Source organism: Pseudomonas asgharzadehiana, from assembly GCF_019139815.1.
Lineage (GTDB): Bacteria > Pseudomonadota > Gammaproteobacteria > Pseudomonadales > Pseudomonadaceae > Aquipseudomonas > Aquipseudomonas asgharzadehiana.
In genome coordinates, this window is sequence record NZ_CP077079.1 from 2,236,351 (window position 1) to 2,256,452 (window position 20,102).

The 20,102-nt window shown below is 61.0% G+C and carries 15 protein-coding genes; 4 read left to right on the top strand and 11 right to left on the bottom strand.

Annotated elements, in window-relative coordinates:
* Positions 1 to 3: 3 nt before the first annotated feature.
* Positions 4 to 4,677 carry an RHS repeat-associated core domain-containing protein gene (locus tag KSS96_RS10445; RefSeq protein ID WP_217856072.1) on the bottom strand — a complete coding sequence of 1,558 codons (4,674 nt, stop codon included), beginning with the start codon at positions 4,675 to 4,677 and terminating at the stop codon, positions 4 to 6.
* Positions 4,678 to 5,043: 366 nt separating this feature from the next.
* Here KSS96_RS10445 and KSS96_RS10450 point away from each other — a divergent pair, with 366 nt between their 5' ends.
* The gene (locus KSS96_RS10450; protein WP_217856074.1) at positions 5,044 to 6,129 is read left to right on the top strand and encodes a DUF1615 domain-containing protein; all 1,086 of its coding nucleotides are present in this window, start codon (positions 5,044 to 5,046) and stop codon (positions 6,127 to 6,129) included.
* Here the strand turns inward: KSS96_RS10450 and KSS96_RS10455 are convergent, their stop codons facing one another.
* Positions 6,130 to 6,918, bottom strand: a complete 789-nt coding sequence (locus tag KSS96_RS10455; RefSeq protein ID WP_065878676.1) for a DUF4349 domain-containing protein — start codon at positions 6,916 to 6,918, stop codon at positions 6,130 to 6,132.
* A 157-nt stretch (positions 6,919 to 7,075) separates the two neighbouring features.
* On the opposite strand from KSS96_RS10455, the gene KSS96_RS10460 reads away from it, so the two are divergent.
* A complete protein-coding gene (locus KSS96_RS10460; RefSeq protein ID WP_065878674.1) occupies positions 7,076 to 7,495 on the top strand; it encodes a PaaI family thioesterase in 420 nt (139 codons plus the stop codon).
* A gap of 97 nt (positions 7,496 to 7,592) precedes the next feature.
* Here KSS96_RS10460 and KSS96_RS10465 read toward each other — a convergent pair whose 3' ends face one another.
* Genes KSS96_RS10465 through KSS96_RS10475 form a run of 3 tightly spaced genes read right to left on the bottom strand, consistent with a single transcriptional unit; the run spans position 7,593 to position 10,177 of the window.
* Entirely contained in the window at positions 7,593 to 8,774 is a 1,182-nt protein-coding gene (locus tag KSS96_RS10465; protein WP_217856076.1) for an acetyl-CoA C-acetyltransferase, read from the bottom strand.
* 11 nt (positions 8,775 to 8,785) lie between these two features.
* Positions 8,786 to 9,445 (bottom strand): CoA transferase subunit B, encoded by a 660-nt coding sequence (locus tag KSS96_RS10470; RefSeq protein WP_032886654.1) that lies wholly within the window; start codon positions 9,443 to 9,445, stop codon positions 8,786 to 8,788.
* Positions 9,446 to 9,478: 33 nt separating this feature from the next.
* Positions 9,479 to 10,177: a CoA transferase subunit A gene (locus tag KSS96_RS10475; protein WP_003173073.1), complete on the bottom strand. Its 699-nt coding sequence runs from the start codon at positions 10,175 to 10,177 to the stop codon at positions 9,479 to 9,481.
* Between the two features lie 136 nt (positions 10,178 to 10,313).
* On the opposite strand from KSS96_RS10475, the gene KSS96_RS10480 reads away from it, so the two are divergent.
* Positions 10,314 to 11,216 carry a LysR family transcriptional regulator gene (locus tag KSS96_RS10480; RefSeq protein WP_017530494.1) on the top strand — a complete coding sequence of 301 codons (903 nt, stop codon included), beginning with the start codon at positions 10,314 to 10,316 and terminating at the stop codon, positions 11,214 to 11,216.
* Positions 11,217 to 11,278: 62 nt separating this feature from the next.
* On the opposite strand, the gene KSS96_RS10485 is transcribed toward KSS96_RS10480, so the two are convergent.
* The 6 genes from KSS96_RS10485 to KSS96_RS10510 all read right to left on the bottom strand — a co-directional run bounded on the left by KSS96_RS10485 (position 11,279) and on the right by KSS96_RS10510 (position 19,001).
* A complete protein-coding gene (locus KSS96_RS10485; protein ID WP_017530495.1) occupies positions 11,279 to 11,608 on the bottom strand; it encodes a hypothetical protein in 330 nt (109 codons plus the stop codon).
* A 519-nt stretch (positions 11,609 to 12,127) separates the two neighbouring features.
* On the bottom strand, positions 12,128 to 12,973 hold the full coding sequence (locus KSS96_RS10490; protein ID WP_017530496.1) for an NAD-dependent protein deacetylase: 846 nt from the start codon (positions 12,971 to 12,973) through the stop codon (positions 12,128 to 12,130).
* An 8-nt stretch (positions 12,974 to 12,981) separates the two neighbouring features.
* Complete coding sequence (locus KSS96_RS10495; protein ID WP_065878672.1) at positions 12,982 to 13,422, bottom strand: CBS domain-containing protein; 441 nt, start codon at positions 13,420 to 13,422, stop codon at positions 12,982 to 12,984.
* 132 nt (positions 13,423 to 13,554) lie between these two features.
* Positions 13,555 to 15,504, bottom strand: coding sequence for a DNA topoisomerase III (locus KSS96_RS10500; protein WP_065878670.1), 1,950 nt, complete (start codon positions 15,502 to 15,504; stop codon positions 13,555 to 13,557).
* Between the two features lie 162 nt (positions 15,505 to 15,666).
* Positions 15,667 to 17,289 (bottom strand): MFS transporter, encoded by a 1,623-nt coding sequence (locus KSS96_RS10505; RefSeq protein WP_017530499.1) that lies wholly within the window; start codon positions 17,287 to 17,289, stop codon positions 15,667 to 15,669.
* Positions 17,290 to 17,354: 65 nt separating this feature from the next.
* Positions 17,355 to 19,001, bottom strand: a complete 1,647-nt coding sequence (locus KSS96_RS10510; protein ID WP_217856078.1) for a GMC family oxidoreductase — start codon at positions 18,999 to 19,001, stop codon at positions 17,355 to 17,357.
* Between the two features lie 129 nt (positions 19,002 to 19,130).
* On the opposite strand from KSS96_RS10510, the gene KSS96_RS10515 reads away from it, so the two are divergent.
* Complete coding sequence (locus tag KSS96_RS10515) at positions 19,131 to 20,021, top strand: LysR family transcriptional regulator (protein ID WP_017530501.1); 891 nt, start codon at positions 19,131 to 19,133, stop codon at positions 20,019 to 20,021.
* Positions 20,022 to 20,102 lie beyond the last annotated feature (81 nt).

Sequence of the window (20,102 nt, forward strand, 5' to 3'; positions counted from 1 at the left end):
TGATCACCTTTTAAAATACGTATGAGAGTCAGTGCCGATGTCTAACGGAACTTTTACACCCTCTACGGTTACCTCGGTATTGAAGTGTGGAGCATGATTGCCTTTTTCATGACCTAACGAATGTTCACGAATTTCTACATCTCTATAAAGTAATTTGAATTCGTAAACCCTTCCTTGAATGTAGCGATCTTGGTCAGTGATGATCTCTCGGTAAACACGTTCGGGATGCTGAGTCTTAGGTACACCTCCAATTTTTTTTGCCCTTTTAAGAGCTCCATTTCTAGAAAGATTGGTATCAAAGCCTTTGGGTATCTCAGCGTCACCCTCATTGACTTTAACGTTTTCCGCCGGATTTTCTGAGCGTTTTTTGGGTTTACATCCATCCTCCCCCGGACACCTGCTCAACCCTAGCGGGTCCACCCACCCCGTAGGATTGGGCACGTACTGGTAGGCGTTGATCCCACCCGCCAGCTTCACCGGATCTGGCGTCAGGTAACGACCAATATCCGGATTGTAGTAGCGATGGCGGTTGTAGTGCAGTCCGCTTTCCGGATCGAAGTATTGGCCTTGGAAACGCAGCGGGTTGTCGATTTTTCCTATGTCGAGGCGGCTGATTTGGCCGTAGGCGCGGTAGTGGGCGGACCAGACAATTTCGCCATCAGGAGCTGTGAGTTCCTGCGGCGTGCCGAGGTGGTCGAGTTGGTAGTGGTAGGGCTGGGTTTCGTCTGGGCCGAAGCCTTCCAGCAGCGCCAGCGGCCGAAAGCTGTCCGGTTCATAGATAAAACTGCGATGCCGATCCGCATGGTGTTCGGCGATCAGTTTGTCGCCTTGCCAGAAAAACTCGGTCGTTATGCCATCGACGGTTTTGCTGATGCGCCGCCCAAACGGGTCATAGCGGTAGCTGGCGGTTTGGCCGTTGGGCTGGGTAATGCTGATCAGCCGGTGCTGGCAGTCGTAGCGGTACTCGGTGACTAACGCATGCCCGCGGCCGCGCCGTTCGCGGATGAGGTTGCCGAAGGCGTCATAGTCGTAATGCCGGTCGCCCTGGATCATCAGGCGGTTGCCCGCCACGATGTCCGGGCCGGGACGGTCGTGCATCAGCAGGTTGCCGGCCGGGTTGTGGCCGAAACGTTCCTGCAGGTCCTGCGAGTGGTCGGCGCGGGTGAGGCGGCCTAGTGGGTCGTAGCGGTAGTGGTGTTCGCCTTTGCGGGTGTCGTTCAGGCGAGTGAGGTTGCCGGCTTTGTCGTAGTCGTAGTGGCGTTGGTAGAGGTGGTTTTCCTGCTGCGTGACGCTGTGGGCGTGCAGGCGGTGCTGGTCGTCGTAGTGGTAGTGGCTGAGCAGTTGACCTTGTTGGCGTTGGTGCTCTTGGCCGGCTTTGAAAAGGTGGGAAGTCAGCAGTGTGCCGTTCAACTCAACGGTGGCGAGTTGGCCGCCTTTGGCATGGTTGAAGGTCAGTCGATTGTTGTCCGGCAAGCGCAGGTGTTGCAGTTGACCGCAGACGTCGTAGCCATAACGCAAGGTGCCCCAGCCTTGATGCTCGGCGGTCAGGCGGTTTTGTGTGTCGTACTCGTAGGCCAGCGCCCAGTGGCCGTCGTCGACGCTGAGGAGGTTGCCTTGGCGGTCGTAGGCGTAATCAACGGTATTGCCGTCGGGCAGGGTTTTTCGTACAAGGCGGCCGGCGTGATCGCGCTGGTAAACGGTAACTAGCTGACTGCTATCGTCGCCGTGTTCGGTTTTTTCCTGAAGGTTGCCGTTAAGGTCGTAGACGTAGGCGGTGCGCTGGCCGTCGAAGCCGATTTCCTGCTGGATCAGGCCGTTGGGGTGGTAGTTGAGCCGGTAGGTTTCGCCGACTTCGTTTTCGATTTCGGTGAGCAGCAGTCGGGCGTTGTCGTAGCGGTAGTTGACCTGGCTGCCATCGGCGTTGAGGCGGCGGCTGATCAGGTGCAGGCCATCGGCGTATTCGTAGCGGGTGACGTGGCCGCGTTCGTCGCGTTCGGCGGTGATTTTTCCGTAGGGGTTGTAGCTGTATTCGCGGGTTGCGCCGCCCGGCAGTACAACACGCGTTAACCGACCAACGCTGTCCCATTGATACCCGGTCAGCGCGCCCTGTTCATCCTCGCGGGCAATCTGGCGGCCCAGATCATCGTAGCGATAGCGCTTGGTGTCGCCATTGGGCAGTTGCTCTTCAAGGAGCTGACCGCGTTCATTCCACACCAGGCGATGACAACTGTGGTCGGGATACCAAACCCCCGTCAGTTGCCCGTATTTGTTGTAGCTGTAGTCCGTCACCTCACCATCGGGATCGGTCCTACGCGTTACGTCGCCCTGATCGTTACGCTCGTACTTCCAAACCGCCTCACCACGCCGCACCACCCGTACGAAGCCGTTGTCATGCTCGTAGGACGTCGGCGCGTCATCCCCCGGAAACACCGCCACCAAGCGTCCGGCATCGTCGTACTGATACGCCGTCACCGCCCCGAGCGGATCCTGCTCGACCGTCAGTCGACCCTTGTCATCGTAGGATTTGAAGTGCTGAGCGCCGTCCGGATCAATGCGCTGCACCAGCCGTGCGCGGTCATCGTGGACGTACACTTCCTGACTGCCATCGGCGTTCTGCACGACCACGCGGCCGTCCTCACCCCAGGCATACCGCGTGTCCATCTGCGAAAAACTGGCCCAGTGCCGGACACAGCGTGCCGCCTTGCCGGAGCGTTCCCACTCCCAAAAGAAGCTCGCCCCACCGGCCAGTCCACGCTCCAGAATGACGTGCTGCTCGTCGTACCGATAAACCTCGCTTTCGCCGACGGCGTTGGTCGCCGAAACCAGTCGTCCGGCGTCGTCATAGGCGTAGGAAACAACGCTCTGTTCCGTGATCCATTCGTAAGGCTCGTACCCCTTGGCCCGCTGAACCTGGTAATCCACCGCCACCATGCGGCCCAGTTCATAGCGCAAACACAGCGAGCGCCCCACGCCGTTATCCAACCGTGCAATACGCCCCACCACATCCCGCGAAATCCGCAGGCGGTTGTCATACGCATCGCTGATCGAGACCAGCACCCCGTCACGAAAGTGATAAAACCGCGAGGCCTGGGCCAGCACTAACTCATCCGGCGAAGCCCCCAAATAGATCGCCGCTTCAGCCAGGCTGTTGGTGATCGCCGGTCGCGCCTCGGTCGGCAGTGGAAACTCAGTCGACCGGTTTTCATGGTCGGTCCACACCACCGAATCGCCCGAAACAGAAAGCCGCTGCGCCAGCGAATGACTCCAGCCAAACCCCAGCCCAACATCCACTTCCACCGCGCTGGTGCGGTACAAACGGGTCCACTCAAACGGCAATATCCCGTCCAAAACACCATCGGTGAGGGTGAGCAATTCCTCCCCAGTGACCATCGACACCGGGCAGCCATTGGTCGCTGTTTTGTCCGCCGAAGTCGCCGCGTCACCCTTGGGATTCGTAGCCACGACCGGCACATCATCGACAGACTCCTGCCGAACCAATACCGTCCGCTGGGACTTGTTACGAACCAACGGAACAGGGTTCGAAACCACGTGTTCCCCAGCCTTCAACGGCGCAACCGGAATCGTCTTGATCGGCGTTGGCGCGCTGCCCAGCAGCAATGGCCTGGCCGCTGCGACATGCGGTTCCAACCCTGGCCTCACAAGGTGCCTGGCCAGCAGCTCCAACAACCCCCGCACCCGTGCGGACTTGATGGCCCCCAGCGCCTGAGCACCCAGGCGCAGCGTCACGCCCGTGCCTGCCGTCGCCCACATCAGCAGTAGATTGATCAAGACCTCGCCGGTGATCTCGCCGAGCAATTCGAACATCTGCGGCGGCGGCAGCAGGCGTATCCAGCTGACCATCGCCGAGATAAAAATGAACAACAGCGGCTCATCACTCAGCACCAGCAACGCGTGGGCAATGGCGTCGCTGCCGAGCGTCAGCAGTTCATCGAGGTCGGCCTGAGAGATGTACGCCAACAACTTTTCGCTGTTGGCCTGTAGATCCGATAACAGCTCATACACCTGCGTGATGTTGTCCCACAGGTTGTAGAGCGCCTGAGCCAAACCGCTGGAAAACGCCGCGCCTTGCATTGCGCTGCGTTGCAAAGACGGGGCGTCGGCAAACTCGTCCCACTGGGGCTTGAAGGTCTTCGCCCACTCATCGCGCAGGCCCGTTTCCAGCCCGGCGATCACCGATTGATAGGAGGCATACAGCGCCTTGACGTGATCCGTGGAAACGTCGGGATAAAACGTAATTTGGTATTGTTGGTCGCGGGTACATTCCTGGATTTCAAGCGTGCCGCCGGGGCCGATGGTTCGATGGATGGGCGGTCCCGTCGGGCTGCCATCCCGGGCGATGGCCTGCAGCATTACCGGCGTGTTGCCGATAGGCACGAAGCGCGTGCTTTCAAACAGATGCACCAGGGTCATCGACCCCTGAGCATCACACGTGGCGACCACTGTGCTGGGTTTTCTGGAAGAGACCGGCGCGATCAACGCAACCTCTTCGCCGACTTTGAAAACCTGCTCCACCTCAAGCGCCGAGCCACTCCAGACGCTTTCGGTCCAGTCGTCGAAGGTGTTCAGGCAATTACGCAAGTCACGCAGGACGCGTTCAACATCCGGCGCGTCGGCATCCATGGGCGCCAGAACGAAGCTGGCAATAACCGGAATCAAGAGGCAGCCCTGGTGGGCAGGGCATTAACGGATAGGTACATGGCGGTCCCTCGCACTGAATGATCAGGCGAGAGACTTTGGAGAGGTTTATCAGGTAAAGAAGTCGGCGCTGTTCGCCAGGACGGCTAGGAGGTTTCGCCAAAACTTCGGGTAAATGCGGGGGCCGTCGTAGGAGCTGGATTACAGGTTAAGCAGTCCTACAGCTTCAAGTTACCGGTAGGGTCAATCACAGTATCTGTGCGACCGGAGGAAAAGCGTGTCCGCGCGGGATGGCGCAGGCCGAACGTTCCCGGCAACCTGGCGAACCCACGCCAGACTTACCGGTCCATATCGCAACGCCCGGCCCATCGCCTTCAAGGAAGCCCAATGTCCCTACGCCGCCTGATCCTGTGCCTCACCCCCTGGCTGGTGTTGGCCGGTTGTTCCACTTCACGCGGCCCGCAGCAGCCGGAGCGCAGCGAGGCCGAGGTGAAGGCGCAGATCGTGCGCTTGCTGCCGGCCAAGGTAGCGGATCGCAATGGCTGGGCCCAGGACATCTACACTGCCTTCGATACCCAGAAGATCTACCCCAGCACCGAGAACATCTGCGCCGTGCTGGCGGTAACCGAGCAGGAGTCGACGTTTCAGGTCGACCCACCCGTGCCGAACATGGGCAAGATTGCCCAGGACGAAATCCTGCGCCGGGCCGGCAAGGTGCATGTGCCGGCCTTTGTGGTGCGCAGCGCGCTGCAGCTGAAGTCGCCCAGCGGCAAGTCCTACGCCGACCGTTTGAACGCGGCGCGCACCGAGAAAGATCTCAGCGGTATCTTCGATGATTTCATCAGCATGGTGCCACTGGGCAACACCCTGTTTGGCGGCTTCAACCCGGTGCATACCGCCGGCCCGATGCAGGTCAGCATCGACTTTGCGCAGCGACAGGCGCGGGGTTATCCCTACCCGGTGGAGGGCACGATTCGTCGCGAGGTGTTCACTCGGCGTGGCGGCATGTATTTCGGCATCGCCCACTTGCTCGGTTACCCCGTGAGCTACGATCAGCCGTTGTACCGCTTCGCCGATTTCAACGCCGGGTGGTATGCCAGCCGCAATGCGGCGTTCCAGGCGGCAGTCAGCCGGGCTTCGGGCACTGAGCTGGCGCTGGATGGGGATTTGATTCGTTATGGCTCATTGCTGCCCGGCACCACCGAACTGGCGGTACGTTCCCTGGGCGCCAGGCTGGACGTGCGTAACCCCAGCATTCGCAGCCAACTGGAGCAGGGCGAGCGGTTGGATTTTGAAGACACCACCCTCTACAAACGCGTGTTTGCCCTGGCCGACAAGGCCAACGGCGCGCCGATGCCACGGGCGATCCTGCCGGGCATCGTGCTCAAGAGCCCGAAGATCACCCGCAACCTCACCACGGCCTGGTTTGCCAAGCGCGTCGATGAGCGCTATCAGCGCTGTATGAAGCGCTGACTACGTGCGGCGGCGCACAAACTTGCGCCACAGCCACACCCACAACCAGACCACCGGGAACGCCAGGACCACAAAGGGCAGTATGTAACTGGCGCGTTCCAGCGCGTCAGCCGTGCCTTCGACCATATTCGTGCCCAGGTTGCTGAACATCCGGCTGAAGCGGGAGGCTTGGTTTGCGCCGTCCGAAGAACGGAAGTTCAGGGTCACACGGTTAGTGTCGAGACGACGTTGCTGGCCTGCGGCGACCTGGGCCAGCGCTTGCAGATCGTTTTCGATGCCGGCCTGTTCCTTGCTCAGGGCGATCAGGTCGCTGACGGTGATGTCTTTGCGCTTGGCCAGTTCATCGAGGCGTTGTTGCTGGGTTTGCAGGCGGTCCTGGCGGCGGCGTACATCGTCGACGGCGTCGGCCAGATCCTCGGCGGTCGTGATGCGCTGGCCGAGCTTACCGCCTTCAGCGGCCAGGGCGACCATTGGTTCTACGCCGTTGGGGGCGATGCGCAGGATGATCTCGCCGCCGTTGCTGTCTTCGGTGATGCCCAGGATATTGCAGGCGCCGAACCGCGCCGTTTCGCAGGCCTCACGGGTGGCCTGCATGCGCGGCGCGAGCAGGGCGCCGGGCAGGGCCAAGGTCAGTTCGTGTTCGTAGGCCAGTTGTGCGCCGGCCCGGCCTTGTTCGCCACTGATGGCGGCGGCGCGGGAGTGCTCCTTGGGCGAGCAGCCGCCCAGCGCCAGGCCGGTCAGCAAGATCAATAGCGGGACGCGAAGCGGGTTGCCGTCCAGATGGCGCATTGCGGATCCTTAAGATGTGCGGGGGAAATTGGCGGCGATTAAAGCGGGTCCGGCGGATTAACGCAAAGTATCGCGCAAGATTTGCACGCCTGATGGTGGTGGCCGGGGTTCGGGAGCAGGCGTACATCTTGAGCCTGACATCAAGGAAGAACGCATCATGATCACTCACACTGTGCCCGAAGGGTTTGTTTCGTTGCCCCGCAGCAGCCCACTGCTAGATCTGCTTGGCCCGGCATACTGCCGGGGCGAAGGCCTGGGATTAGAAATCGGCCTGCGCACCGACAATCGCCATGCCAATGGGCGCGGCACCGTGCATGGCGGGGTGTTGGCGACGCTGGCGGATATCGGCATGGGCTACGCCATGGCGTTTTCCAGCGAGCCGCCGTTGCCATTGATTACAGCGAGCATGACCGTGGATTACCTGGGGGCGGTGCAGGTGGGGGAGTGGGTCGTGGTGCGGTTGGAGCATCACAAGCGCGGGCGCCAAATGGCGTTTGCCACGGTGAGCCTGCAGGTAGGGGAGAAGGTGGTGGCACGGGCGAATGCGGTGTTTGCGGTGCCTCAATCTGACAGGTAACGAGGATCTGGTGTGGGAGGGGTTTTTTTCAGGTCTACCGGATAAAGGAAAGGCCCGGTTTTCGTGGAACCGGGCCTTTCCAGTGTTGCTCTTTGAATCAGCTGCGTTCAAGGGCCAGGGCGACGCCTTGGCCGCCACCGATACACAACGTTGCCAAGCCTTTCTTGGCATCGCGCTTGATCATTTCATGCAGCAGGGTCACCAGCACGCGGCAGCCCGAGGCACCGATCGGGTGGCCGATGGCGATGGCGCCGCCATTGACGTTGACCTTGTCGGCATCCCACTCCAGCTCTTTGCCCACCGCCAGGGATTGCGCGGCGAAGGCTTCGTTGGCTTCGATCAGGTCCAATTCACTGAGCGTCCAGCCGGCCTTGTCCAGGCATCGACGGGTGGCCGAAACCGGGCCGATGCCCATGATGGCCGGGTCGACGCCTGCGTTGGCATAGCTGGCGATGCGGGCCAGGACGGGCAGCCCCAGGGACTTGGCTTTGTCGGCGCTCATCAGCAACACGGCGGCCGCGCCGTCATTGAGGCTGGAGGCGTTGCCGGCGGTTACGCTGCCGTCTTTCTTGAATGCCGGCTTGAGCTTGCCCAGCGATTCGGCGGTGGTACCGGCGCGAGGTTGTTCGTCCACCGCGAAAGCTACGGGGTCGCCCTTGCGCTGCGGGATCAGGATCGGCGTGATTTCGTCGACAAAGCGTCCGGCTTCGATTGCCGCTCTGGCCTTTTGCTGAGAAGCGGCGGCAAAGGCATCCTGGGCTTCGCGGCTGATGCCGTATTTGTCCACCAGGTTCTCGGCGGTGATGCCCATGTGGTAATCGTTGAATGCATCCCACAGGCCGTCGGTGATCATGCTGTCGACCATCTTGGCGTGGCCCATGCGCAAACCGGTGCGCGCAGCGGGCAGTACGTACGGTGCCAGGCTCATGTTCTCCATGCCGCCGGCGATGATCACGTCGGCGTCGCCGCAACGGATCGCCTGGGCACCGAGGTGCAGCGCCTTGAGGCCCGAACCGCAGACTTTGTTCAGGGTCAGGCTCGGCACGGCGTGGGGCAGGCCGGCGAGGATCGAGGCCTGGCGCGCCGGGTTCTGGCCGCTGCCTGCGGTGAGCACCTGGCCGAGGATCACTTCGTCGACCTGGGCCGGGTCCAGACCGGTCTGTTCCAGCAGGCGACGGATGACGGCGGCGCCCAGTTCCGGTGCCGGAATATTCGCCAGCGAACCCTGGAAGCTGCCCACGGCGGTGCGGGTGGCAGCAACAATCACGACGTCTTGCATGGAATCTGTCCTCACTGGAAGTGCATTTCCGGAACGTGGTCCGGGACGATCAGTTTACCGGCGGTCTTGCTCACAATCTCTTCAACGCTGACGCCAGGTGCGCGTTCCTTGAGGACAAAAGCGCCATTTTCGATCTCCAGGTACGCAAGGTCCGTCAGTACCCGCTTGATGCAGTTGGCACCGGTCAGCGGCAGGCTGCATTGGCTGAGCAACTTGGATTCACCGTCCTTGGAGGCATGGGTCATGATCACGATGATATTTTCCGCGCCGGCCACCAGGTCCATGGCGCCGCCCATGCCTTTCACCAGCTTGCCGGGGATCATCCACGAGGCGATGTTGCCGTGCACGTCCACTTCAAACGCACCGAGCACGGTGAGGTCGACATGGCCGCCGCGAATCATTGCGAAGGACTCGGCGGAGGAGAAGATCGACGCGCCGATACGCGCGGTCACGGTTTGTTTGCCGGCGTTGATCATGTCCGCATCAATGGTTTCTTCGGTCGGAAACGGACCCATGCCGAGCAGGCCATTTTCCGATTGCAGCATCACTTCCATGCCTTCGGGGATGTAGTTGGCCACCAGGGTCGGAATGCCGATGCCGAGGTTCACGTAAAAGCCGTCCTGCATTTCGCGGGCGACGCGTTGAGCCATTTGTTCGCGGGTAAGAGCCATTTTATGAGTCCTTATTGTTCGGGCTGGGGCAGATTATTTGCGCACGGTGCGCTGTTCGATGCGCTTTTCGAATGTGCCGCAGATGATCCGGTCGACGTAGATGCCAGGGGTATGGATCTGCGCCGGGTCCAGCTCGCCCGGTTCGACGATTTCCTCGACTTCGACCACGGTGATCTTGCCGGCGGTGGCGGCCAGTGGGTTGAAGTTCTGGGCGGTGTGGCGGTAGATGACGTTGCCGAAGTGGTCGGCTTTCCAGCCTTTGACGATGGCGAAGTCGCCCGTAATGGACTCTTCCATCAGGTAGGGGCGGCCGTTGAATTCGCGGGTTTCCTTACCTTCGGCGACGGGGGTGCCGACGCCGGTGGCGGTGAAGAAGGCCGGAATGCCGGCACCGCCTGCGCGCATTTTTTCCGCCAGGGTGCCTTGGGGGGTGAGGACTACTTCGATTTCGCCGCTGAGCAATTGCTTCTCGAACAGGGCGTTTTCACCCACGTAGGAGGCAATCACTTTGCTGATCTGCTTTTGCTCCAGCAGCACGCCCAGGCCAAAACCGTCGACGCCGCAGTTGTTGGAAACCACCGTCAGGTCGCGAGTGCCTTTGCGCTTGATCTCATTGATGAGGTTTTCCGGAATGCCGCATAGGCCAAAACCGCCGGCAAGCACGGTCATGCCGTCTTCCAGGCCTGCCAGTGCTTCCTCGTAGGACGCCACGCGTTTGTCGAAACCTGCCATGTGCATGCACCTCTATTTATTATGTGTGGGCCAGCCAATGAGCCGAGTGTTGCGCCGACGCATTGATTTGTTAAGTTGTTTTTTTAGGTCGATTGATTTAGAAAACAGCATAGTCCATCCCTTTCGGAGCAGCGCCATGACGGTTAAACAAATGCGTGCCTTCCTGGCCGTGGCCCAGAGCCTGAGTTTTGCCGCTGCCTGCGAGCGCCTGCACCTGTCCCAGTCGGCGCTGAGCCTGACCATCAAGGGGCTGGAGGAAGGGCTGGGCGGTCGCCTGTTTAGCCGTAACACCCGCAACGTGGCGCTGACTCCCGAAGGTGAATCCTTGTTGCCGTTGGCGCGTCGATTGATTGCCGACTGGGACAATGCCGAAGATGAGCTGCGCCAGCGCTTTACCTTGCAGCGTGGGCGCGTCACGGTGGCGGCGATGCCGTCGTTCGCAGGCAATTTACTGCCGCCGATCCTGAAGATATTCCGTGCGCGTTACCCTCAGGTGAATGTGACGGTGCATGACCTGATCAACGAGCAGGTGCTGGAGATGGTCCGCGACCGCCAGGTGGAGCTGGGCGTTGCGTTTGAGCCGGCAGAGGGGTCTTCATTAGCGTTTACGCCGCTGTACCTGGACCGTTTCATCGCTGTGGTGCCGGGTGACTCGCCGTTGGCGCAATGTGACGAGATCGCCTGGAAAACCTTGCTGGAACAGCCTTTCATCACCTTGCAGCGGCCGTCCACCGTGCGGGTCATGCTGGAGGAGCACTTGGGTGCCTTGCAGATGAAACTGCCCGTGGCCCTGGAAAGCCATCAATTGGCAACGGTGGGTAAGATGGTTGCCAGCGGCCTGGGCGTAAGTGCCGTGCCGGCGTTATGCGCGCAGCAGATGGAGGAGGCGGGGGCCCATTGCATTACATTGAATGGCCCGGTGATCGAACGACCGATTGGCGTGTTGACCAAGCCGGGGCATGAACTGTCGGCGGCGGCGCAGGTGTTATTCGATATTTTTCGCAGTGAGGCGGAACAAGGCAGGTTTCCAACTTTTTGAAAAGTGCCAACAAACACAAGTGGGAGTTGGCAAGCCAACTCCCACTTGAGGTCGAGATTTAGTTAGTAGTAACGATCGATCACTTTAACTTGCGAGCTGTCTTTGAAAGAGTCCCAAGCATGGTTAAGTGTGTCGAATACCTGCTCGATAAAGTTGCGATCGGCTGCGGCCTTCTTGCCGACATAACCCTGGCCGCGGCGGTACATCTTCAGGCGCGCCGCCAGCTCACGGTGATTGCGGTCAAACTCGGCTTCTTCGGTATGGGGCGCCAGGCAGTCAATTTGCACTTCGCCCGATTTTCCTACCCACAGAATATGATCGTCGAGTGTATCTTTCTGCGCTGCGAACATCTCAGCCAATTCATCGATAGTAGGTTGATTGTTCAGATTCATGTGTAAGCCCCTTGACCAGTTGGCGATCTATCAGTTGATTCCGTTAAAACTGCTTAGTTGTCTCCGGCGTTAAACGCCGGGCGTCAGTGACGGTCTGCCGAATACGGGCAGGGTCTTGAACCTGATGCATGTAGTTTTGCTGATGAACTGCTACGCAATGCATTCATAACGAAGACAAGCAGCCTTTGAGCTTCTTGTACCCGTTCCTTTCGGAACCGGTCAGCTTCATCAATCTGCCTTGTGGGCAGTGCACATCCGGAAAAAACAGCTCGGCGGTCAGACGAGCGCTTTCAAAACATCTGTTACCAACGCTCCCGATGCGGGAGACGTCTAGATCATGCAAGGACAAAAAGGTTACGTCAACGGTTATGTAGTGATTATTTTTGCGCACTACATAAACTTCAGGCGGGGCGGTGGGATGCGTGGAAACGTGACCTTGGCGTCATTTTTTGGAACGGTTGGTCGCTTGAACGAGGGGAAAACTCCACGCAAGCCCCTCATTGCCGTGTGTTGTTTGCCCTATCCGAGTCGCTCTGCAAGCAGCGGCAACAGCGCCTCGCAAGAGGCTTGGATTTTCACCTGCAACAGTTCATCCCCACGGGTCTTGCCCAGGTTGATAGCGATCACCGGCTTGCCTTGCTCGACCATGGCCTTGCACAGGCGAAACGCCGAATAAGCCATCAGCGACGAGCCCACCACCAGCAGTCCTTCTGCACACTCCACTGCAGCCATTGCCTTCGCCGCCGTCGGTGGGGCGACGTTCTCGCCGAAAAACACCACATCCGGCTTCAAGCGTTGGCCGCCGCAGTGGGGGCAGTGTGGGACCTGGAAGCGCTCTTCAAACGCCGGGTCGAGCAGGGTATCGCCATCGGGTGCCTGCACGGCATCGACGCCGGCCAGGTAGGGGTTATCAAGCTCCATCATTCGCTGGATCACATCGCGCTGGCTGCACTGCCCGCAATCCAGGCAAAGCACGCGGTGCAGGCTACCGTGCAACTCGATCACATCATGGCTGCCGGCTTGATCATGCAGGGTGTCGACGTTCTGGGTAACAAGGCCGGTGATGCGCTGGCGCTGTTGCAGGTTCGCGAGCGCCCTATGGGCATTGTTCGGCTGGGCGATGCGTACTCGCGGCCAGCCGAGCATCGCCCGCGCCCAGTAACGGCGTCGTGCTTGCGCGGTGGCCAGGAATTCCTGGTACATCATCGGCGCCTTGCCTCGACGCACCCCTTCGCTGTCGCGGTAGTCGGGGATTCCCGATGATGTGCTGATGCCTGCCCCCGTCAACACCAGAAAGCGTCGATCGGCCATGGCTCGGTACAAGGTATCGAGATGGTCTTCCTGATGTGCCAGGGTATCGAGCATGGTTTCTCCTATTCGCCGCGGATGTACTGCTCCAGTTGCTTGATCAGGTCAGCCTGTTCCGCGATGGCTTCCTTGACCAGGTCACCGATGGAGAGCAGGCCCAGCAGTTTGCCGTCTTCGACCACGGGCAGGTGGCGCAGGTGACTGTCGGTCATGATGTTCATGCACTCTTCGACACTTTTATGGGTATCGACGGTGATCACTGGCGAACTCATCACTTCGTGGACCTTGGTGGTGACCGACGACAGGCCCTTGAGCATGATTTTGCGCGCGTAGTCACGTTCGCTGATGATGCCCACCACCACGTCATCCTTGACCACCGGCAAGGCACCGACGTTTTTCTCCGACATGCGCACCAGCGCTTCAAACACGGTGTGATCCCATTTGATGGTGTGGACGTCCTGGTTTTTTTGGTCCTTGGCTTTGAGCAATTGTGCGACGGTTTTCATGGCAGCCACTCCGGAGTTGTTATTGGGACGTCAGCGGGTCACCTACAGAATCCTAGACCGCCTGCGTCGGGGCAAGATCTAAAGCGGCGTTAAACCCGTCGAAAAACGTCATTTACCGGTTTTTTTGTACGTTTACCCTGCAATAACCGGTTTTTTACCGCGCTTGGGGCTGGCCGCTGCTTTGCGTGATGCGGTTTTGCGCTTGTTTTTCCATGGCGTGGCGCCTTTGCCCGCCGGACTGGCGGGGCCGGTGATGGTCATGCGCATGCCATTGCAGCGCGCTACCTGTTTGCTCATCCAGGCAGCCTGCTTGGCGACGAATTCTTCCAGGCTCATCTCGCCGCTTTGCACCATGTCCAGCGCCTGCTCCCAGATGGCGGTGGTGCCAGGATCTGCGATGGCACGGGGTACCGCGTCGATTAGGCTGAACGCCGCCGGGGTGGCCGATAGCGCCTTGCCGTTTTTGACCAGGTAGCCTCGGTCCAGCAGCCCTTGGATAATCCCGGCACGGGTGGCTTCGGTGCCGATGCCGGTGGTGTCCTTGAGCTTTTGCTTGAGCAGCGGGTCCTCCACCAGTTTGGCGACGTTTTTCATCGCCTTGATCAGGTCGCCTTCGGTGTAGGGCTTGGGCGGTTGGGTCCACAGGTCCTTGAGGTTGACCTTGGCCACGGCATAGTCCTGGCCCTGCATCAGCGCCGGCAGGGCTTGCGGTGCGGGGGCCTCACGGCCCTTGGCTGGCGCCAGGGCTTCTGGCAGGGCGCGCTTCCAGCCCGGTTCGATGATGACTTTGCCCACCGCGCGCAACGCAAACCCGGCACAGTCGAAATCCGCCTGGGTGCGATCGTACTCATGGTTGGGCAGGAACTGCGCCAGGTACCGCGCGCGAATCAGCGTGTATACCGCGCGATGCTTGCCACTGAGTTGCCCCACCTCCTTGCCGGCCCCGGTGGGGATGATGCCGTGGTGGGCGCTGACCTTGGCGTCGTTCCAGGCCCGTGAGCGACGCTGCGGATCGACATGGGGCATCAGCTCGGCCACCGCCGGGTCGGCGCGGCCCAGCGCGGCAAGAATCTTCGGGGCCTCGCTGTGCTGGCTCAATGGCAGGTAGCCGCAGTCACTGCGCGGGTAGGTGATGGCTTTGTGGGTTTCGTAGAGCGACTGGGCGATATCCAGGGTTTCCTGGGCGCCGAGGCCGAGCTTCTTGGAGCAGATCTCCTGCAGCGTGCCGAGATCGAAGGGCAGGGGCGCCACCTCGCGCATGCGCTCGGTGCGCAGTTTCAGCAGCCGGGCGCTGGCGGCATTGCTCATTGCATCGGCGGCTTCGCGGGCCAGTCGCGGGTTGAGGCAGCGACCTTGATCGTCGCAGGCGTCCTCGGCTGCGCGCCATTGCGCGGTGAAGGTCATGCGCGCGTGGCGCAGGTCCACATCGATGGCCCAGTAAGCCACCGGTACGAAATCGGCGATGCTGCGGTCGCGGTCCACCACCAGGCGTAAGGTCGGCGTTTGCACCCGGCCCACCGGCAACACACCTTGATAGCCGGATTGACGTCCAAGCAGGGTAAACAGGCGGCTCATGTTCATGCCGATCAGCCAGTCGGCGCGCGAGCGGCCCAGGGCCGAGTGATACAGGCTGAACGTTTGCGCGCCGGGCTTGAGCGCCGCCAGGGCCTTGCGAATGGAGGCATCGTCCAGCGCCGACAGCCACAGGCGCTGAATCGGCCCGCGATAGCGGCAATGCTCCACCAGCTCGCGGGCGATCATCTCGCCCTCGCGGTCGGCGTCCGTGGCGATCACCAGTTCCTGGGCCTCCCCCAGCAAGCGCTTGACGGCCTTGAACTGGCTGGCGGTCTTGGGCTTGACCTGCATTTTCCATTTTTCCGGGACGATCGGCAGGTCGGCCAGCACCCAGCGTTTGTACTTGGCGTCGTAGGCATCGGGCGGGGCGGTTTCCAGCAGGTGGCCGATGCACCAGGTGACGGTGACCCCATTGCCCAGCCAGCAGCCGTCGCCGCGTCGGCTGGCACCGAGCACGGCCGCGATGTCCTTGGCCTGGGAGGGTTTTTCACAGAGGTACAGCCGCATGGTCGTCACATCAGATCGGGTTGATGCTGTGCAGGATGCGCAGTCAAGGCCGATTCGGCAACTATTATCTGTATGGATGTACAGCAATGTGTGTGGCTGGTTGAACTTTTAATGTGAGAGGGGGCTTGCTCCCCTCCCACAGAGGTCGCGGTGTGTGTCGAATCAGTTCTTATCGATATCCACATGCCGGGTTTCTTTGAGGCAGAACAACCCCACAATCAGGCTCACCCCGGTAATCACCACCGGGTACCACAAGCCGTAGAAGATATCCCCGGTATACACCACCAGCGCAAACGACACGGTCGGCAGGAACCCGCCAAACCAGCCGTTACCGATGTGGTAGGGCAGCGACATCGAGGTGTAGCGGATACGCGTCGGGAACAGCTCCACCATCAACGCCGCGAGCGGGCCGTAGCACATGGCCGCAATCAGGATCAGTGCGACGATCAGCACCACCACCATCACTTTGTTGACCTGCGCCACATCCGCCGAACTCGGGTAGCCGGCCAGGGTCACGGCGCCACGCAGTGCTTGTTCGTCAAAGCCGTCGATGCGCACCTCACCGATGCTCACCTGCACCGGGCTGCCGGCAGGTGCGGCGACGCTGCTGTACGGCAGGCCTTGTTTGACCAGGAAGGTCTTGACCTTGTCGCATGGGCTGTCAAAACGCGCCTTGCCCACCGGGTCGAACTGGAAGGTGCAGGTGGCGGGGTCGGCGAGCACGGTGATCGGTGCCTGGCGGCTGGCCTGGTCCATCGCCGGGTTGGTGTAGTGCGCCAGGCTTTTGAAGATCGGGAAGTACAGCACGGTTGCCAGCAGCAGGCCGAGCATCAGCACCGGCTTGCGCCCGACTTTGTCCGACAGCCAGCCAAACAAGATGAAGAACGGTGCACCAATCACCACGCTGATGATCAGCAGCATGTTGGCCAGCGCCGGGTCCATCTTCAGGAACTGTGTGAGGAAGAACAGCACATAAAACTGCGCCGCGTAGAAGGTCACGGCTTGCCCGCCGTTGATGCTGAACAGCGCGATCAGCACCACCTTGAGGTTTTCCCATTTGCCGAACGACTCACGGATCGGCGCCTTGCTGGCCTTGCCTTCCTCTTTCATTTTCAGGAACGCAGGCGACTCATGCAGGCTCATGCGGATCCAGGTGGAAATGCCCAGCAGCACGATGGAGAACAGGAACGGAATCCGCCAGCCCCACACCTCGAACTGGTCACCGGTGAAGTAACGGCAGGCCAGCACCACCAGCAGCGACAGCAGCAGGCCGATGGTCGCGGTGGATTGAATCCAGCTGGTGTGCAAGCCGCGCTTGCCGGCCGGCGCGTGTTCCGCCACATAGGTGGCCGCGCCGCCGTACTCGCCGCCCAGCGCCAGGCCTTGCAGCATGCGCAGCACGATCAGGATGATCGGGGCTGCGATGCCGATGCTCGCGTAATTGGGCAACAGTCCGACACAGAAGGTCGCCACGCCCATCAGGATGATGGTGACGAGGAAGGTGTACTTGCGCCCGATCATGTCGCCCAGGCGGCCGAACACCAACGCGCCGAATGGGCGCACCACAAAGCCGGCCGCAAAGGCCATCAAGGCAAAGATAAACGCTGTGGTGTCGTTGACCCCGGCGAAGAATTGCTTGCTGATCACCGCCGCCAGGGCGCCGTAGAGGAAAAAGTCATACCACTCGAACACCGTCCCCAGGGACGAGGCGAAGATGACTTTCTTGGAGTCGTTGCTGGTGCTCGCGTCGCGCGTCGAGCCCAGGGTTTGAGCGTGTTCTGACATCGGGTAGCCCTCACAGTGATTATTTATTGTTGTTCCACTGTCGGCGCCGGGTACGGCGCCGCTATTCAGATTGCATGAATCAGTTCTTTCTCCGGGGCGAGGCTCCTTGTAGGCGGCGAAAGGATCAGTTGCGCGGCTTTCTCCGCGATCATCAGCGTCGGTGAACAGGTGTTGCCGGAGGTGATACGCGGCATGATCGAGGCATCGGCGATGCGCAGGCCGGGTACGCCATGCACGCGCAATTGCGCATCGACCACCGCGTCTTTGTCGCTGCCCATGCGGCAGGTGCCCACCGGGTGAAAGATTGTCGTGCCGATACGCGCCGCGGCTTCGTGCAGTTGGGCTTCGGTCTGCAGTGAATCGCCCGGTAGATATTCGACCGGGTTGAACTGGCCCAGGGCCGGGGCGGCGACGATGCGTCGGGTCAGGCGAATCGCATCGGCGGCCACGCGCAGGTCTTCGGGATGGCTGAGGTAGTTGGGCCGGATCAGCGGCGCATCCGCCGGGTTGGCCGAACGGATATCGATACGTCCACGGCTCTGCGGGCGCAGGTCACACACCGAGGCGGTGAACGCCGGGAACCCGTGCAACGGCTCGCCAAAACGCTCCAGGGACAGGGGTTGCACATGGTATTCAAGGTTGGCCGAGGTCTGCTCCGGGCCGGAACGGGCAAATGCACCGAGCTGGCTGGGCGCCATCGACAGCGGGCCGCTGCGGTCATACAGGTAGCGCAGGCCCATGCCCATCTTGCCCCATACGGAGCCGGCGATCTGGTTCAGGGTGCGGGCGTTTTCCAGCTTGTAGATCAGCCGCAGTTGCAGGTGGTCCTGCAGGTTACCGCCGACGCCGGGCAGGTCGTGCAGCACCTCGATGCCCAGCGGCTTGAGCACGCCGGCGGGGCCGATGCCCGAGTGTTGCAGAATGCCTGGCGAACCGACGGCGCCGGCGCAGAGTACGATTTCCTTGCGCGCCTTCCACTGCACCTGCTGGCCGTGCTGGCGCCCGACCACGGCTGAGGCGCGGCCGTTTTCCAGCAGTACGCGGCCTACTTCCACGCCAGTCAGCACGGTGAGGTTGGGCCGTTGGCGGATCGGCTTGAGAAACGCCTTGGCCGCGTTCCAGCGCACCCCGGCTTTCTGGTTGACCTGGAAGTAGCCGCAGCCCTCGTTGTCGCCCTGGTTGAAGTCATTGATAGGCGCGATACCGCTCTGCGCCGCCGCTTCACGGAAGGCATCAAGGATCGGCCACGATAATCGCTGTTGCTCGACCCGCCATTCACCGCCGTCGCTGTGGAACTCCGAGCTGCCGGCAAAGTGGTTTTCGCTTTGCTTGAACAGCGGCAACACGTCTTTCCAGGCCCAGCCGGAGTTGCCTTCGGCCGCCCAGCCGTCGTAGTCCCGGGCCTGGCCGCGCATATAAATCATGCCGTTGATGGACGAGCAGCCGCCCAGCACTTTGCCCCGTGGGTAACTCAGCGCACGCCCTTGCAGGCCTTCCTGGGCTTCGGTCTTGAAGCACCAGTCGGTGCGCGGGTTACCGATGCAGAACAGGTAGCCGACGGGGATATGGATCCAAGGGTAATTGTCGCGACCACCGGCTTCGAGCAGCAGCACGCGGTGGGCGGGGTTGGCGGACAGTCGATTGGCCAGCAGGCAGCCTGCGGGGCCGGCGCCTACTACCACGTAATCATATTCAGCAGCTGCAATGGGCATCTGAGGTCTCGCTTGTTTTTCTTATTGGCCCCATCCTAGTTGTTAGTTTTCGTCTTAAAAATGTTAGTTTTTACCCAGCTGCTGTGCGTTTTTAAACAGCGCTGCCCAGGCTGATGGAATGGAGGCGACATGTTCGACTGGAATGACCTGCGGTTCTTTCTTGAGTTGCAGCGCAGCGGCCGCCTGCTCACCGCCGCGCAACGTTTGAAGACCACCCATGCCACCGTGGCGCGGCATATCGAGGCCATTGAAAAAAGCCTCGGCACGGCGTTGTTCGTGCAGCACGCCCAAGGCTACGAATTGACCCCCTCCGGCGAAGCCCTGCTCAAACACGCCGAAGCCATGGAAAACGTCGCGCTGTTGGCCGAAGACGAACTCACCCATTGCGCCGCGCCCTTGGGCAAGATCCGCCTCGGCGTGGCCGAAGGCCTGGGTGTGATGTTTCTGGCCGGGCGCATGAGTGGGCTGTTCGAACGCTACCCGGGGTTGGAAGTGGAGCTGGTGGCGGTGCCGCGCTTTGTGAGCATCCTCAACCGCGAAGCGGAAATCAGCATCCACCTCGAACGCCCCAGCGTCGATCAACTGGTCACGCGCAAGCTTACCGATTACCGCCTCTCCCTTTACGCCAGCCGTGCCTACCTGGAGCGCAATCCGCCGATTGAAAAGCGCGAAGATCTCGCGGCTCATTCGTGGATTGATTATGTGGACGACCTGCTCTTCAGCCAGGAATTGAAGTTCCTCAGCAGTTTCTGCCGCAACCCCAAAGTGGTGTTCCACAGCACCAGCGTCATCGCCCAGCAACAGGCGGCACGCTCGGGGTTGGGCATCGCGGTGCTGCCCTGCTTCATGGCCGCCGGCGACCCGGACCTGGTGGCATTGCTGCCCGAGGAGGGCATCCAGCGCAGCTACTGGATCAGTTCGCGCCGGGAGCTGCACAAGTCGGTGCGCCTGCGCGTGTTGTGGGATTACGTGGTGGAGTTGTGCGCGCGCGAGCAAAAGCTGTTGCTGGGCGAGGCCTGACCGATAAAACCGGCTGGGAAAGTGGCACGCCGTTAACGACTTCCTTGAGAGCCGGGGCGCTGTGGGCGGTCATGGGAGTGC